General features: G+C 52.5%; 13 protein-coding genes. All 13 read left to right on the top strand.

Translation table 11 applies throughout. The annotated features are described in order from the left end of the window. Positions 1-72: 72 nt before the first annotated feature. The 13 genes from BV82_RS19820 (at position 73) to BV82_RS19760 (ending at position 15,931) form a co-directional block, all read left to right on the top strand. Entirely contained in the window at positions 73-2,280 is a 2,208-nt protein-coding gene (locus BV82_RS19820) for a bifunctional prephenate dehydrogenase/3-phosphoshikimate 1-carboxyvinyltransferase (RefSeq protein ID WP_036996610.1), read from the top strand. After that, positions 2,277-2,963 (top strand): (d)CMP kinase, encoded by a 687-nt coding sequence (cmk, locus tag BV82_RS19815; protein WP_036996552.1) that lies wholly within the window; start codon positions 2,277-2,279, stop codon positions 2,961-2,963. Before BV82_RS19820 ends, cmk begins: the two co-directional genes overlap by 4 nt. 125 nt (positions 2,964-3,088) lie before the next feature. After that, complete coding sequence (gene rpsA / locus BV82_RS19810; protein ID WP_010224136.1) at positions 3,089-4,768, top strand: 30S ribosomal protein S1; 1,680 nt, start codon at positions 3,089-3,091, stop codon at positions 4,766-4,768. Between the two features lie 245 nt (positions 4,769-5,013). Then, positions 5,014-5,331 (top strand): integration host factor subunit beta, encoded by a 318-nt coding sequence (gene ihfB / locus BV82_RS19805; protein WP_036996551.1) that lies wholly within the window; start codon positions 5,014-5,016, stop codon positions 5,329-5,331. Beyond that, positions 5,324-5,572, top strand: coding sequence for a lipopolysaccharide assembly protein LapA domain-containing protein (locus BV82_RS19800; RefSeq protein WP_036996550.1), 249 nt, complete (start codon positions 5,324-5,326; stop codon positions 5,570-5,572). The genes ihfB and BV82_RS19800 overlap by 8 nt, the downstream gene beginning before the upstream one ends. A 576-nt stretch (positions 5,573-6,148) precedes the next feature. Then, the gene (locus BV82_RS19795) at positions 6,149-7,207 is read left to right on the top strand and encodes a Wzz/FepE/Etk N-terminal domain-containing protein (protein WP_036996549.1); all 1,059 of its coding nucleotides are present in this window, start codon (positions 6,149-6,151) and stop codon (positions 7,205-7,207) included. Positions 7,208-7,388: 181 nt separating this feature from the next. Further along, positions 7,389-8,747: a Wzz/FepE/Etk N-terminal domain-containing protein gene (locus BV82_RS19790; RefSeq protein ID WP_081839703.1), complete on the top strand. Its 1,359-nt coding sequence runs from the start codon at positions 7,389-7,391 to the stop codon at positions 8,745-8,747. Positions 8,748-9,023: 276 nt separating this feature from the next. Further along, the gene (wecB, locus tag BV82_RS19785; RefSeq protein WP_051636808.1) at positions 9,024-10,097 is read left to right on the top strand and encodes a non-hydrolyzing UDP-N-acetylglucosamine 2-epimerase; all 1,074 of its coding nucleotides are present in this window, start codon (positions 9,024-9,026) and stop codon (positions 10,095-10,097) included. A 17-nt stretch (positions 10,098-10,114) separates the two neighbouring features. Further along, entirely contained in the window at positions 10,115-11,350 is a 1,236-nt protein-coding gene (locus tag BV82_RS19780) for an oligosaccharide flippase family protein (protein WP_036996547.1), read from the top strand. An 84-nt stretch (positions 11,351-11,434) separates the two neighbouring features. Further along, positions 11,435-12,589 (top strand): glycosyltransferase, encoded by a 1,155-nt coding sequence (locus BV82_RS19775; protein ID WP_081839701.1) that lies wholly within the window; start codon positions 11,435-11,437, stop codon positions 12,587-12,589. Further along, positions 12,586-13,773, top strand: a complete 1,188-nt coding sequence (locus tag BV82_RS19770; protein ID WP_036996544.1) for an O-antigen ligase family protein — start codon at positions 12,586-12,588, stop codon at positions 13,771-13,773. Before BV82_RS19775 ends, BV82_RS19770 begins: the two co-directional genes overlap by 4 nt. Positions 13,774-13,834: 61 nt before the next feature. Continuing rightward, on the top strand, positions 13,835-14,929 hold the full coding sequence (locus tag BV82_RS19765) for an acyltransferase family protein (RefSeq protein WP_036996542.1): 1,095 nt from the start codon (positions 13,835-13,837) through the stop codon (positions 14,927-14,929). Positions 14,930-15,013: 84 nt separating this feature from the next. Then, positions 15,014-15,931 carry a glycosyltransferase family 2 protein gene (locus tag BV82_RS19760; RefSeq protein WP_036996608.1) on the top strand — a complete coding sequence of 306 codons (918 nt, stop codon included), beginning with the start codon at positions 15,014-15,016 and terminating at the stop codon, positions 15,929-15,931. The last annotated feature ends 25 nt before the right edge of the window (positions 15,932-15,956 follow it).

Here is a 15,956-nt window from a genome sequence, read left to right as displayed (position 1 = left end):
TGAGTGGCGTACATGCAGTCTTGAACAGGGTCCAGCTCCGTGGTTGAAGTCGTGGTAAACAAGCCTGAGCCGATCATCGGTCGGCTGGTGGTGGTCGGGTTGGGCCTGATTGGCGGGTCCTTCGCCAAGGGCTTGCGTGAAAGCGGCCTGTGCCGCGAAGTGGTCGGTGTCGATCTGGATCCGCAGTCGCGCAAGCTGGCGGTGGAGCTGGGCGTGGTCGACCGCTGTGAGGACGACCTTGCCGTCGCCTGCGTCGGCGCTGATGTCATCCAGCTTGCCGTGCCGATCCTGGCCATGGAAAAACTCCTCGCCCGCCTGGCTCGGCTTGATCTGGGGCAGGCGGTGCTGACCGACGTCGGCAGCGCCAAGGGCAATGTCGTGCGCGCAGCTCGCGAGGCCCTTGGCGGGCATTTGCCGCGCTTCGTGCCCGGGCATCCGATTGCCGGCTCCGAGCAGAGCGGGGTGGAGGCTTCCAATGCTGCTCTGTTCCGCCGCCACAAAGTCATTCTCACGCCGCTGGCCGAAACCGATCCTGCTGCCCTGGCGCTGGTCGACCGGCTTTGGCGTGCGCTGGAGGCCGATGTCGAGCATATGCAGGTCGAGCGCCATGATGAAGTCCTGGCGGCAACCAGTCATCTGCCGCACCTGCTGGCCTTCGGCCTGGTCGATTCCCTGGCCAAGCGCAATGAAAACCTCGATATCTTCCGTTACGCTGCCGGAGGTTTCCGCGATTTCACGAGAATCGCCGGAAGCGACCCGGTCATGTGGCACGACATTTTCCTCGCCAACCGCGAGGCTGTCCTGCGCACGCTGGATACATTTCGCAGCGATCTCGACGCCTTGCGCGACGCGGTCGATGCAGGGGATGGGCATCAGTTGCTGGGCGTCTTCACCCGCGCCCGTGTTGCCCGCGAGCATTTCAGTAAAATCCTGGCCCGACGGGCCTATGTGGACGCTATGAACTCCAACGACCTGATTTTCCTGGCAAATCCTGGTGGCCGCGTATCTGGCCGTATTCGTGTACCAGGTGACAAATCGATTTCCCATCGCTCGATCATGCTCGGCTCCCTGGCTGAAGGCACCACTGAAGTGGAAGGCTTCCTCGAGGGTGAAGATGCCCTGGCGACCTTGCAGGCCTTCCGCGACATGGGGGTGGTCATCGAAGGCCCGCACCATGGCCGGGTAACCATCCACGGCGTCGGCCTCAACGGCCTGAAGCCGCCACCGGGCCCGATCTACCTGGGCAACTCCGGCACCTCGATGCGTCTGCTGTCGGGCCTGCTGGCCGCACAGCCGTTCGATACCGTATTGACTGGCGATGCCTCGTTGTCCAAGCGGCCAATGAACCGCGTGGCCAACCCGCTGCGGGAAATGGGCGCAGTAATCGAAACCGCCGCCGAAGGTCGTCCGCCGATGACCATCCGCGGCGGCCACGCGCTCAAGGCCTTGACCTACACCCTGCCGATGGCCAGTGCCCAGGTCAAATCCTGCCTGCTGCTGGCCGGTCTGTATGCCGAAGGCAAGACCACTGTCACCGAGCCTGCGCCGACCCGTGACCACACCGAGCGCATGCTCCGTGGTTTTGGCTACAGCGTTAAGGTCGACGGCCCTACGGCTTCGCTGGAGTCGGGCGGCAAGCTCAGCGCCACGCATATCGAAGTGCCGGCCGACATTTCCTCGGCGGCCTTCTTCCTCGTGGCGGCGTCGATCGCCGAAGGCTCCGAGCTGCTGCTCGAGCACGTTGGCATCAACCCGACCCGTACCGGCGTCATCGACATCCTGCGCCTGATGGGCGGCGACATTAGCCTGGAAAACCAGCGTGAAGTCGGCGGTGAACCGGTGGCTGACTTGCGCGTGCGGGGGGCTAAACTCAAGGGTATCGAGATCCCCGAGCACCTGGTGCCACTGGCTATCGACGAGTTCCCGGTGCTGTTCGTCGCCGCGGCCTGTGCCGAAGGCCGTACCGTGCTGCGCGGCGCCGAAGAGCTGCGGGTCAAGGAGTCCGACCGCATCCAGGTCATGGCCGACGGCCTGCTGGCCCTGGGCGTGAAGTGCGAGCCGACGCCGGACGGCATCATCATCGATGGCGGCGTTATTGGCGGTGGTGAAGTTCATGGTCATGGCGACCATCGCATCTCCATGGCCTTCAGTGTTGCCTCGTTGCGCGCCACGGCGCCAATCCGCATCCATGACTGCGCCAACGTCGCGACCTCGTTCCCGAACTTCCTCGCCCTGTGCGCCGAAGTCGGCATTCGCGTGGCAGAAGAGGGCAAGTCGTGAATTCCAACGCACCGGTCATCACCATCGACGGGCCGAGTGGTTCGGGCAAGGGTACCGTTGCCGGCCTGCTGGCCCGTGAGCTGGGTTGGCGCCTGCTGGATTCCGGCGCGCTGTACCGGTTGCTGGCCTTTGCCGCCAACAACCACGGCGTCGACCTGACCAATGAAGAGCTGTTGGTCAAGATCGCTGCGCACCTGGATGTGCAGTTCATTGCTGCCGAGCCGGGCAAGCTGCAGCAGATCATTCTCGAGGGCGAGGATGTCAGTCATGTCATTCGCACCGAAACCGTCGGTGCCGGTGCCTCGATGGTCGCCTCGCTGCCGGCGGTGCGCGAGGCCTTGTTGCAACGTCAGCGGGCATTCCAGGAAGCCCCGGGGCTGATTGCCGATGGTCGCGACATGGGCACCGTGGTGTTTCCGGATGCACCGCTCAAGGTGTTTCTGACCGCCAGCGCCGAGGAACGTGCTCGCCGCCGTTACTTGCAGTTGAAGGCAAAAGGCGAAGATGTTAGTCTGTCAAGTCTGCTAGAAGAGATCCGTGCGCGTGATGAGCGTGACACCCAGCGCGCAGTGGCCCCGCTCAAACCGGCGGCCGATGCGATCCAGCTGGATTCCACGGAGTTGTCCATCGAGCAGGTGTTGCAACGCATCAAGAGCGAGATCGCCCTGCGCGATATCGCCTGATGGCCAGGAGAGCAGGCAGGGGCACCAGTCAACGTCCTGCCGGCTTTCCTTTATATGAACGAAACCCACATTGTCTGGAATGTGGCTGATGGGCGTTTGTCCCGCCCGAATCTACAGGAATTAAAATGAGCGAAAGCTTTGCAGAACTCTTTGAAGAAAGCCTGAAAACCCTCAATCTTCAGCCGGGTGCGATCATCACCGGTATCGTTGTCGACATCGACGGCGACTGGGTTACCGTACACGCTGGCCTGAAGTCCGAGGGCGTCATCCCGCTCGAGCAGTTCTACAACGAAGCTGGCGAGCTGACCATCAAGGTCGGTGACGAAGTTCACGTTGCGCTGGACGCGGTCGAAGACGGCTTTGGCGAAACCAAACTGTCCCGTGAAAAAGCCAAGCGCGCCGAGTGCTGGATTGTTCTGGAAGCAGCTTTCGCCGCCGAAGAAGTGGTCAAGGGCGTTATCAACGGTAAGGTTAAAGGCGGCTTCACTGTCGACGTTAACGGTATCCGTGCGTTCCTGCCTGGTTCCCTGGTTGATGTCCGCCCAGTGCGCGACACCACCCACCTGGAAGGCAAAGAGCTGGAATTCAAGGTCATCAAGCTGGACCAGAAGCGCAACAACGTTGTCGTTTCCCGTCGCAGCGTCCTGGAAGCCGAGAACAGCGCCGAGCGGGAAGCTCTGCTGGAATCCCTGCAGGAAGGCCAGCAAGTCAAAGGTATCGTCAAGAACCTCACCGACTACGGCGCATTCGTTGACCTGGGTGGCGTTGATGGCCTGCTGCACATCACCGACATGGCTTGGAAGCGTATCAAGCACCCATCGGAAATCGTCAACGTTGGCGACGAGATTGATGTCAAGGTTCTGAAGTACGATCGCGAGCGTAACCGTGTATCCCTGGGTCTGAAGCAACTGGGTGAAGACCCATGGGTTGCTATCAAGGCTCGTTACCCAGAAAGCACCCGCGTCATGGCGCGTGTTACCAACCTGACCGACTACGGCTGCTTCGCAGAGCTGGAAGAAGGCGTGGAAGGCCTGGTACACGTTTCCGAAATGGACTGGACCAACAAGAACATCCATCCTTCGAAAGTCGTACAAGTCGGCGACGAAGTGGAAGTCATGGTTCTGGACATCGACGAAGAGCGTCGTCGTATCTCCCTGGGCATCAAACAGTGCAAGTCCAACCCATGGGAAGACTTCTCTGGCCAGTTCAACAAGGGCGACAAGATCTCCGGCACCATCAAGTCGATCACCGATTTCGGTATCTTCATTGGTCTGGACGGCGGCATCGACGGCCTGGTTCACCTGTCGGACATCTCCTGGAACGAAGTCGGCGAAGAAGCCGTGCGTCGCTTCAAGAAGGGCGACGAGCTGGACACCGTCATCCTGTCTGTTGACCCAGAGCGCGAGCGCATCTCCCTGGGTATCAAGCAGCTGGAAAGCGATCCGTTCTCCGAGTACGTTGCTGCCAACGACAAGGGTGCAATCGTTAAGGGTGTTGTAAAAGAAGTTGACGCCAAAGGCGCCATCATCACCCTGGCCGACGACATCGAAGCCACTCTGAAAGCTTCCGAAATCAGCCGTGACCGCGTTGAAGACGCGCGTAACGTCCTGAAGGAAGGCGAAGAGATCGAAGCGAAGATCATCAGCGTTGACCGCAAATCGCGCGTCATCCAGCTGTCGATCAAGTCGAAAGACGACGCTGAAGAGAAAGAGGCTATCCAAAGCCTGAAAGAAGCTGCTCCTTCGGAAGCTGCTGACACCACCATGGCTGCGCTGCTGCGTCAGGCAATGGCCAAACAGAACTAAGTTCTGTTGGTGTTAAAAAAGGGCGACTTCGGTCGCCCTTTTTTGTGCCTGCGATTCCTCCCGCGCGCTGAAACCCTTGTGCCAGTGAGCTCCGGTGAAATTGGCGGCAAACCGCCATCATCTATTGTGCCAAGGCGTATTTCTTCAAATTCCGATTAAGTCAAGAACCGCCCTGTTCAAATCCCTCAGGTCATGCTAAAAACAACGAAGCAATGATCTAGCTGCTTGATAAAGAAGGGAAAAATATGACGAAGTCGGAGCTGATCGAACGTATTGTCACCCATCAAGGGCTGCTCTCATCCAAGGATGTCGAGCTGGCCATCAAGACTATGCTTGAGCAAATGTCCCAGTGCCTGGCCACTGGCGACCGCATCGAAATTCGCGGCTTCGGCAGCTTCTCCCTGCACTATCGCGCCCCCCGCGTAGGCCGCAACCCGAAAACCGGGCAGTCCGTCAGCCTGGACGGCAAGTTTGTGCCACACTTCAAGCCGGGGAAGGAGCTGCGGGATCGGGTGAATGAGGAGGAGGGGGTTGGCGAGCGTGAAGGAGAGGCTCGTGCGTAAATTAAGCCGTTTGATGATTGCCGTACTGCTGGCGGCGCTTGTTTTGATTACTGTTACGTTCATCCTAGAAAATCAGCAGGAAGTGACGCTATCTTTTGCCAGCTATTCTCTTCCATCGTTGCCTGTGTCGGCATTGCTGGTGGTTGCGCTTGTGGCGGGTCTGTCAGTGGGGCCTTTGTTGGTGATGATGACTGCTTGGCGCACTCGCGGCCCCCGTAAGAAGCCGCTCTCGGGTGCGTGATCCTGTTGCCAGTTCGTGCCTTGCAGCTCTGTGTTCTTGGTGGTTGGGTATTGCCGGTCCTGGCGTTGAAGTAGGGCTTTGAGTGGGTTTCAGCCTTGAGCCCTTGAACTTTGCCGAGTGTCAGTGGTCTCACCATTGAGTGCAGGGTGTGGCAAAACAATACCGGAGTTTTGACCAGTTTAGCCTTTCGGTGTAAGAAAATTCTGATTCTGCTTCTCGGACTAGATCAAGCAGCTATTGTTCTCTATTCTGCAGATGTCTGGCGTCCGTCGTTAATGCGAGCGCAGGCGCAGTCAAGTTACCTTTGTGAGAGTAGCGCCGCCGTCAGGTGCTGTCTGAGTCTTGCGCAAGGGGAGGGGCTTGGTCGGGAGGGCTTTAGCGCTATTCCTCGCACTTGTTTCCAATATTCAGCTAAGCTTGGGTGAGTTAAATTTGGTAGTACCCTGTTGAGTTTGGGAAGACAGTTGAGGTGGGGTAAAAACCATCCCCCTCATGTATTTGATTCGTTGCTGCGTATACTGAGAACTGAATGCCGGCAGTACTTGATGAGACAGATCTAAGGAAAAAAGACAATAAATGACCCGTGATCAAGAGCGTTTGGTACAAAGTAATGAAATCGATTTGGTTGACTTGATTCAGGGGCTGTGGCGGCGCAAGCTTTTGATGTTCGGCACCGCACTAGTGGTTTTTCTCGCTGCGGTCGTTTATGTGCTATTCGCCTCTCCGGTTTATCAAGCAAAGGTTTTTGTCCAGCCCCCTACTCAGAATGACATTGCCTATCTTAATTATGGGCGTGGCAGTGATGCCGGCTTAGAGTTGTTTTCTGTCAAGGATGTCTACGAGGTTTTCCTAAGGCATCTGCAGTCTGAATCCTTGCGTCGAAGCTTCTTCCAGACGGTGTATCTGCCTACGTTGCCAGAAACTCAGCGTAAAGGCTCTCAAGATGAGCTGTACGCCCGTTTTGGCAAGTTGCTGTCTGTGAGTCTTGAGAACAAGGATGCACCAGCGCGCTTTGCGATCACTGCCAATCTGCTTAGCCCGCAACAGGCAGTGGATTGGGTGGCTAGTTACGCGCAACTGGCCGGAGATCGGGCCAAGCAGGAGGTGTTGAAGAATGCAAAAAGCGATGCGTTGGTGAAAGCAAACAACTTGCAGAGACAGATCTCGGCAGCGCGTGAAAGCACTCGTAAGCAGCGCGAAGACGAAATTGTTCAGCTCAAGGAAGCCCTTCTGATTGCGAAGTCCATTGGCTTGGAAAAGCCTCCAATAATTTCTGACAGCCTATCGACAGAGGTTTCTGCGAAAATGGACGGTTCGTTGATCTACATGCGAGGGAGCAAAGCTCTGGAAGCTGAGATCAGAAACCTGCAGGATCGCCAGTCGGATGATCCATTCATTGCGAACCTCAGGGTGCAACAGTCTTCGTTGTCGTTCTACAACGATTTAAGCATTGATCCTGCGTTGGTGGCGGTCTATAGGCAGGATGGCGTCGTCGAATTGCCCGATCAGCCTGTCCGTCCGAAAAAGCTGTTGATTGTCTTGCTTGGGCTGGTGCTTGGCCTGATTTTGGGCGGAATTGTAGCGCTGATCCATTACCTGTACGCACAGGCCACGCATCATAAGCGCCAAAACTGAACCGGTGGCAATGGATATGGGGGCGTGGGTGATTTGAGGCTGGTTCATCGTTTCGGAAAATGTCACAATCCGTTTTTCGTCGTCTGACGACAGGGATTGTTGGGACCGTAGTCGGTAGCGATGGCGGCGTGACTTGGTCTGTCGTGGGCGAGCGCTTAACCCAACCGACAGGCTTTTTGGTGTGACCAACATTTCTCGCGTACCTCATGTTGTTGCCCACGATGAAACTGACCTAATCGCAATGATCCAGTCCATTTGGCGGCAAAAAAAGCTAATTGCCTCAGCCGCTTTGCTTGTCGGCGTCATTGCTGGGGCGTATGCATTTATTACTACGCCAGAATACGAGGTGGGCACAGTCCTGCGGCCTGCCGCGCTCAATGACCTGGATGCTTTGAATCGCTCGGAAGTCTACTCCTTGCCACCAGGGAGCGCTCTGGTGCGGGTAGGGGCGGCGCTGGACTCCTACGACACCCGACTTAATTATTTCCGCGCGAACCCTGAGTTGTTCTCGGCATTTGGTCGTCCAGACCAAACGCCTGAACAAGTTTTCGCAGAGTTTAACCGCAGCTCTCTAAAGCTGGTTCAACCCGATCCTAATAAAGCTGATTTGCTGAGTTCTTTCATTGGGCTGCAACTGCGTTACCCAAAAGGGGTTAAGGGTGAAGAGATTCTTAATGGTTTTGTTCAGTATGCCATTGAGAACGAGCGCAAACAAATTGCCGACGACCTTAAGGTTATCATCGGCAACCGACTGGCCGAAGTAGATGCCAAGTTGGCCGCTGCGCGTGCTGCGTATGAATCAAGTAAAGACAGTAAAATTGCTGTCTTGCTGGAGGGTGATAATCTCAAACGGGCAAAATTGGTTGATGAGCTTAAAGCACTTCGAGTGCAGCTCAAAATTCAGCGTGATGATCGTGTTGCCCAGCTCGATGAGGCGATTAGCATTGCTCATTCTCTAGGGTTGAAGAAACCTTCGTCACCGTCTTCAATGGCCAACGAGAGCCCATCGACCGGCAGTGTCATCCGGACCGAAGTAAATAACCAGCAATTCCCGCTGTATTTTATGGGGGCCGATGCGCTTGAAGCAGAACGGCGCGTGCTTCGCCAGCGTACCTCCGATGATTTCTCTGACCCACGTGTCGCACAAATTCGCAAAGAATTGCTGCTGTTGGCTACCAACCGTGAGGTTGAGGTACTGAAGCAGCGAGAGAATGAAGATGTGTTTCTTAAAGGTATTGAGTCACTGCGGGCTGAGCGTGTCCGCTTGACGAATATTGGTACTGATATGCAACACCTCAGTTTGGTCAATATTGACCAGAGGGCCATTGAGCCTACAAGCCCAATCAGGCCGAACAAGGCTTTGCTCATCGCGTTGGGGCTGTTTATCGGTGGTTTGTTGGGTGTCATGGTTGCCATTTTCCGTCATTTCATGGTGCTACGACGCATGCGAGAGCGCTCTTCTGCCCCTCAAGCGTTGTCTCAGGTGATTGTGAATGAGCCGAGCCAGAGCATTAAGGGGCCTACCAGTAATGTGCTGTGAGAGTTTTTGACCAATTCTCTGGATTAGTTGAATCGGTATTTTCGCTCTTGGCGGGCGTTATGATTGCTCCAGGGCATCGGGCCAGAGCCTGGTGCTCATCGGTGTGGGTAGGGGCAAGAAGCGATGCCGATTCAACCCAAAGCACCTACTCCATCTGTTTGGACAAACGCGATTTACGCCATCTGTTTTCTGTAGAATGGCAGCATCACACTGATTGAAGGAGTGCTTTGAGTGAAAACGCTTTGTATTTTTGGTACGCGTCCAGAAGCCATCAAAATGGCTCCGCTGGCACTCGCGCTGGCGGCGGATGAGCGTTTTGACGCAAAGGTATGTGTTACCGGCCAGCATCGGGAGATGCTCGATCAGGTAATGGGGTTGTTCGCCATTACGCCAGATTATGACTTGAATATCATGAAGCCGGGTCAGGACCTGAGCGATGTGACAACGGCGATACTGCAAGGCCTGAAAAGTGTGCTTTCCGAGTTTCGCCCGGATGTAGTATTGGTGCATGGCGACACCGCGACTACTTTCGCCGCAAGCTTGGCTGCATATTATCAGCAAATTCCGATTGCGCATGTCGAGGCGGGATTACGCACCGGGAATATATATTCTCCTTGGCCAGAAGAAGCCAATCGTAAATTGACCGGTGTACTTGCCAATTTGCATTTTGCTCCGACAGAGACCTCTCGGGATAACTTGCTGAGGGAAGCGGTTCCTGCAGATAAGGTTATTGTAACTGGCAACACAGTTATTGATGCCCTGCTGGATGTGGTAGAGCGCCTTGGCCAAGACGCTGATTTGCGCGCCAAAGCAGCGGCGCCTTCGGAGTTTCTGGACCCGTCTCGAAAACTGATCCTGGTGACAGGGCACCGCCGTGAGAGCTTCGGTGAGGGGTTCGAGCGAATCTGCAAGGCACTTATTGACGTGGCTCAGCAATATCCGGATATTGATATCGTCTATCCTGTGCACCTTAATCCGAATGTACGTGAGCCCGTCAATCGTCTGCTGACCGGAATTGACAACATTCACTTGATTGCCCCACTGGACTATTTGCCTTTCGTCTATTTGATGAGTCGCTCCCATATCATTTTGACTGACTCGGGAGGTATTCAGGAAGAGGCTCCGTCCTTGGGCAAACCTGTTCTGGTCATGCGGGATACAACTGAACGTCCCGAGGCGGTGGCTGCTGGAACTGTCAAGTTGGTAGGGACAAACAATGAAAATATCGTGCGTGAATTAAGCCTTTTGTTGAGCGATCAGTCGTACTACGAAGCGATGAGCCGTGCCCATAACCCGTACGGGGATGGTGCAGCCTGTGCTCGCATATGCGAAGCGCTTTTGACTCTTTAAGTAGTTTGGAGCGTCGTATGCAGGAGTACCGTCGTGGTGCAGTGAACGCCTTGTATCTGATTTTAGTACAGGGCGCTAACTATGTTGTTCCTTTGGCTGTGATGTTTCATTTTATGAAAGAGCTGGGGATCGCGGGGTTTGGGCAGTATGCGTTCTGGTATTCTGTCATGTTATACGTACAGACCTTTGTGGATTACGGTTTTTCATTTTCAGGGACGCGTGACATCGCTGCGTCAGACGGTAGCTCTGCAAAAATTTCAGCTATTTTTTCTCAGGTGACAGTAGCAAAACTATTACTGTCCGCCTGCGTGTTGACGTTGGCGCTAACCTACTACTTTTTCATGGCGGATAGCGCTCAACCTGTTTTAGTGGTTGCTGCAACCGGCATGCTTACTGCGCTCATTCCGAATTGGTATTTTCAGGGTATCCAGCAGCTGCGAGAAATTTCCCTTTTCAACGTACTGGGGCGAGTGGTTTTTCTGGTCCTAGCGTTTTCGTTGATCGACAGTACGTCGCAGGTGAGTGATATTTTTCTGCTGCATTTTGTCGCAGTTTTCCCTCCATTGATTTTCGGTTATTGGTTTATATATAAGCGGATACGCTGGTCTTTGATGATTTCCAAACAGGACCTGGCAAAACAATATTCTGCCGGCTGGCATATATTTTCCACTACCATGCTGTCGATGCTTCTAAGTAATGGTGGGGTGTTTTGGTTAGGGCTCTCAACCAGTCCCGCTATTGTGGGCATTTACGCCGCCGTCGAACGCGTAGTAAAAGCTATTGTCGGATTGTTCATTCCGATTAGCCAGGCGTTCTATCCGTTAAATAGCAGGATGTTTTCCCAGTCCTTTGAAAAAGGCCTAAGAAGCGTAGGGGTTACTGGGGTGGCAATGTTGTCACTGTGCGCTATGGCTATTGCAGTCTTTTATTTTTCCAGTTCTATCTGGTTTGAGATATTCAAGATTCCTGCTGAGGGAACGGCTTACTTGGGGGTACTACTAACGTGGGTATTTTTTAGTGTCTTCAACAATGTCGCGGGTATACAGACGCTCAGCGCGTCAGGTGCCGCTGCACGTTATGCATACAGTTTTAATATTGCCGCAGTCATATTTGTTTTGGTTATTTATCTTCAGATGTCCACCGATGCTGGGAAGGTGGTTGCTCAGGCACTTCTGACATCAGAGATCGCTTTGTCAGTTCTCCTTGTACTGAATATCCTGCATATTATTGTGGTTAAGCGACGTTGTGCCTGAAGGTTCCACTGATCAGGTGTTGGCCTTGCCGTTTGCGCGACCTGTTGCATAAGCAGTGGGGGATTCTAGAGTGGGTTGTGGATTATGAATGTTGATACTGTTGGTGCGAAAAGAAAAGCTTACATTTTTAGAGGCTTGCCTCTGATCGCCGATTCGCGCACTCTGAGAAACGGAGCTTTCTTTTCCAACGTAACCTACTGTACGTGGGAGAAAAAAGAGCGTAGTGCGGCGGGGGATAAAAAAGTCGTCACGTTTCCACTGGCAAAAGATGGTGGCTGGATGGCGCTTAAATACCCTATGTATCTCCTTTACCTCTTCTTTTTTTCGCTCTTCAAGGTTGGCAGAAAAGATACCTGTGTGTGCATGGATCTGGATACATTCGTGCCGGTTTGGATGGGGAGTTTTTTTAAAGGGGCGACATTGATTTTTGATGTCGTAGATCCTGCATCGCAAGCTCGATTCAAAAAAATTCCGTGCCCTAAGCTCATTGATCGTATTGAGTTTTTCTTTATTAATCGGGCCAGTCTGGCGGTATTTCCCCATGAAAGCAGGCTGCGTTACTATCACGACCTATTAGGTGCTGATACCACTGGCGTGAGAGGCTTTGTTATTGAAAATATGCCGTCCTTTGCAAAGGACGAAAAGTGCAGCTCTAATTCGGTGAAAGAAGAAAAGCAGCCGCGTGTACTGACAGTTGGTTATTTTGGTACCTTGGATGCAAGCCGTGGGCTTGATTTGATAGTAGAGTTGGTGAGTGCTAATGCCGACCGGGTAAAACTGTTAGTGGCAGGGGATGGGCCGTTGAAGGGGTATATTGAAGAGCAGGCGCAGCGCTTTTCAAATATTGCCTACGTCGGACGTTACACAGGGGATCAGCTGGAAGGGCTGTATGAGCAAGTTGATTTTTCATGGATGTACTATGATCCCGATATTTTTTTGCATAAATACGCAGCGCCTAATAAGTTCTATGAACATCTGTGCTTTCAGGTGCCGGTTATTACAAATGTGGTGATACCTCAGGCTGGGTTTGTATTTGAAAACAATACCGGCGTGGTTATTGATCAGGATGGGCAAAACTTTATTAGTGGCGGGAAAATAGCAGCTGAGTTCCTGCTAAGCCTTGAGCAGTTTGTACCCGGCCCGGTGCTGCACAACTATTGGCAGACTACCTGCGTTGATTACTACGCTGCTATCGCCAAGCAGTTTCCAGCGATAGCGAATGAGGGTAGTGGTCGATGAATTATTCCCTGTTCTTCGCGCTTCTCTTCATATGCTCGAGGGGCTTAGCGGAATATTTTCTTCCAAAATCGCTTTCTTACCTGGTGTCATTGGGTGGCTTTGTTTTCTTTGTCATATGCTTTTATGCCAGTTGTCGGCCGGTGCTGGTGCTTCGGCCCGCAGTCATTATCATATCGATAGCTTTTATCATTAGCTCGATATCGTCGTTACTGTTTACGTTGGCAGATGGAGCGGACACCGCTTATGGTTTTTATTTGGCTTACCCCGTGGCCATCTCGTTCTTTTTTCTGATGTTCTATTCCATTAAGGTAACCTCTGTCGACCTCAGGGGGGTTGAGCGTGCGGTATCAGCATTAGTTCTTGTTCTTTTTGTGACGGCTACATTACAAGAATTTAAAATTATTGATCTTCCCGGGGCAACCCCAGCCTATGGTTTACCCGTCGACCTGGCTAGGCCCTCATCATTGACAGGGAGCTATCTGCATTACCCTTTGATCATGGTAATGCTGGGGGTTTTTTTACAGGCGGTCAATCAACGGGTGACCTTTGTATCCTTGCTTGCGTTTTCAAGCGTGTTTCTCGCGTTCTCGCGTTCGGGGATGATGCTGGTTTTCGCACATTTCTCGTTTTTTATCGTTTATAACATCCTGACTAATGGCTTTCGGTTCAGTTTGAAAGGTCTGTTAGTATTTTACTTTTCATTATTGACTGGCTTAGTAGCGCTACTGGCGTCAGGGTTCCTCGAGCTGTTCGTTGAAAGGATTTCTTCATCGTTCGATCAGCAGGGCGTGGGTAATGACGATAGAATTGAAGCTTGGCGTCATGGTCTCGAAGTGTTCTCTAGCGGCGATTGGTGGTTTGGGAATAATTTCGGTATCGCGACCAACTTAACAGCCAATCTGGTGGGGGCCGATTCTTATGTCGTTGAGTCTGCAGTTCTGCAGAACCTGATCAATTTTGGTATTGTGGGATCAATTATTTTTTTCTGTTTTTTTGGCTATATGTATTTTTTCTCGAAAGAACGAATTTTCAGATTTTTCCTTCTAGCCTTCCTTTTTCAGTCCCTGGTGTACCAGTCAACCGAAGTTTTGCCTTTCATTTTGGGTGTGCTTTTTCTGAGGTCGCTTGATCTCCTGCACCCAGCCAAACTCAGCCCGTTGAGTGAGTCTAGGAGGTTGAGTTGACCATGATTGAGGAGATTATAAAAATGCCCTTTGATTTCGAGCATCCCTGGGTGGTGGCTACGTGCGTCTAGGTGAATTGCTGGGAAGAAATGCGAATAATCTGGATGTTTTTCGCATGGTTGCAGCTTGTATGGTTATCTACGGGCATGCGTATGCTATCGCTCCTCAGGCGGGGTATTCCGACTGGGTTGAGCGACTATTAGGCTATGACTATTCAGGCTTACTTGCGGTAAAGATTTTCTTCTTTATCAGCGGGCTGGTGGTGACGAATAGCCTTTTATCCCGACGGGACGCCATCGCTTTTGTGTGTTCGCGGTTTTTTCGGATTTGGCCGGCATTTATGTTGGTTGTGGTAGTCAGCGCGTTGGTGATCGGCCCGATTTACTCCAGCTTGTCCCTGGTTGAATATTTTTCAAGTCGTCAGTTCAAAGTGATTGACTATGTGACCTCCAATTTTCTGATGGATATAAGGTACTATTTACCTGGGGTGTTTTTCGAATTGCCTTACGAGGCTGCAGTTAATGGTTCGCTGTGGACGCTCTACTATGAGGTAGGCGCTTATCTTGGGCTGTTATTAATGTTTCTGCTCGGAATCTTCAGGGATAAATTCCTGGCTACGCTTGCGCTAGTGTTTTTGTTGGTAAGTCAGCACTTTGTCAATGCAGACGCCATGCATCCAATTTTCCATCAGCCGATACTCGTCCAATGCTTTGCATTCGGTGCGTTATTGGCTTTGTATAAAGACTCCTTCGAGTTGCATTCAGGTGTTGTCTTCTTTTGCTGGATAGTATTTTACGCGTGTGCAGCGTCGGCATTCTCCAAGTACCTTCTGTACATCGCTATATTTTTGACCATTTTGTACCTGTCTGGCACGAAGCTGTTGTTGGCGATTAAGCCTAAGACTGACGTCTCCTACGGCATTTACTTGTGGGGCTTTCCGGTCCAGCAAATGCTGGCGTATCATTTTCTTGATTGGGGGGTCCGTTTCAATCAGGTCGCGGCGATTGTGGTGTGCATCGGCCTTGGTTATCTCTCTTGGTATCTAGTTGAAGAGCGCTCTATTGCTTTCGGAGGAAGGGTTGCAAAAAATCTGAAGGCTCGTGTCGATCGACTTGTAAGTCGTCTATCACTGAAGTGGAAATCACAGTCCGCCTGAAGGCGGTTTAAAGTGTTGGGTGTAAACGAAATTTTCTTATTTTGGTGCTGAATTGTGATTTCATATTTTGACGAAAAGATCGGGTTGCGAGTGGCATGTATTGTACCGACCTACAATGGTCGTGAAGATTTTGCTCGTTTGCTGAAGTCGATACGTAGCCAACAGGGCAGCTTTGATCTTTTCGTTGTTGACTCCAGTTCCAGTGATGGTACACAGGAGTTGGCCAAGGCTGAACTTGAAAACGTCACGGTCATTCCGGGAATCGAGTTTAATCACGGTGGCACCCGACAGATGATGGTGGCCAACAATCCAGGCTACGATGTTTATGTTTTTCTCACTCAAGATGCCTACCTTGAAGACCCTCAGGCACTTGCAAATCTTGTGGCACCTTTCGTAGATGAGCAGATTGCCGCTGTTTGTGGTAAGCAGCTACCTCACTTGAACGCTGACCTGCTTTCACAGCATGCCCGCCATTTCAACTACCCCAACGACTCAAAAGTTAAATCGCTGGCGGATGCCGCAGTCTTAGGGATCAAAACGCCTTTCATGTCGAACTCCTTTTCGGCTTATCGAGGAAGTGTGTTGTTGAGTGTTGGTGGTTTTCCACAACACGTCATCCTTTCTGAAGATATGTATGTTGCCGCAAAAATGCTACAAGCCGGTTGGAAGGTTGCTTATAGCGGCAGTGCGGTATGTCGACACTCCCATAATTATAGTTTGAAAGAAGAGTTCTGTCGGTACTTCGATCAAGGGGTTTTTCATGCGCGTGAGGCGTGGATTCGCGAAACGTTTGGTGGTGCAGGGGGCGAAGGGTTGCGGTATGTGAAGTCAGAACTAAAGTTCCTGGGTGTTCGACGTGTATATCTGTGGCCTGGCGCAATGCTACGCAATGCGCTCAAACTGGTTGCCTATAAGCTGGGGCAAAAGGAAAAGAGCCTGCCTATTGAGTTGAAGAAAAAGCTCAGCATGCACAAGCGCTATTGGCAGGGGCCTTTTGCATAAATTGTCCCGGCGCTGCTCTGTATCG

This window comes from Pseudomonas donghuensis (assembly GCF_000696345.2).
GTDB classification, from domain to species: Bacteria; Pseudomonadota; Gammaproteobacteria; order Pseudomonadales; family Pseudomonadaceae; genus Aquipseudomonas; species Aquipseudomonas donghuensis.
This window is presented reverse-complemented; position numbering and strand designations above follow the sequence as displayed.

Bases quoted from the DNA above. Each gene is read 5' to 3' on its own strand.
- rpsA (WP_010224136.1), top strand. From the start codon at position 3,089: ATGAGCGAAAGCTTTGCAGAACTCTTTGAAGAAAGCCTGAAAACCCTC.
- ihfB (WP_036996551.1), top strand. From the start codon at position 5,014: ATGACGAAGTCGGAGCTGATCGAACGTATTGTCACCCATCAAGGGCTG.
- BV82_RS19795 (WP_036996549.1), top strand. From the start codon at position 6,149: ATGACCCGTGATCAAGAGCGTTTGGTACAAAGTAATGAAATCGATTTG.
- wecB (WP_051636808.1), top strand. From the start codon at position 9,024: ATGGCTCCGCTGGCACTCGCGCTGGCGGCGGATGAGCGTTTTGACGCA.
- BV82_RS19780 (WP_036996547.1), top strand. From the start codon at position 10,115: ATGCAGGAGTACCGTCGTGGTGCAGTGAACGCCTTGTATCTGATTTTA.
- BV82_RS19775 (WP_081839701.1), top strand. From the start codon at position 11,435: ATGAATGTTGATACTGTTGGTGCGAAAAGAAAAGCTTACATTTTTAGA.
- BV82_RS19770 (WP_036996544.1), top strand. From the start codon at position 12,586: ATGAATTATTCCCTGTTCTTCGCGCTTCTCTTCATATGCTCGAGGGGC.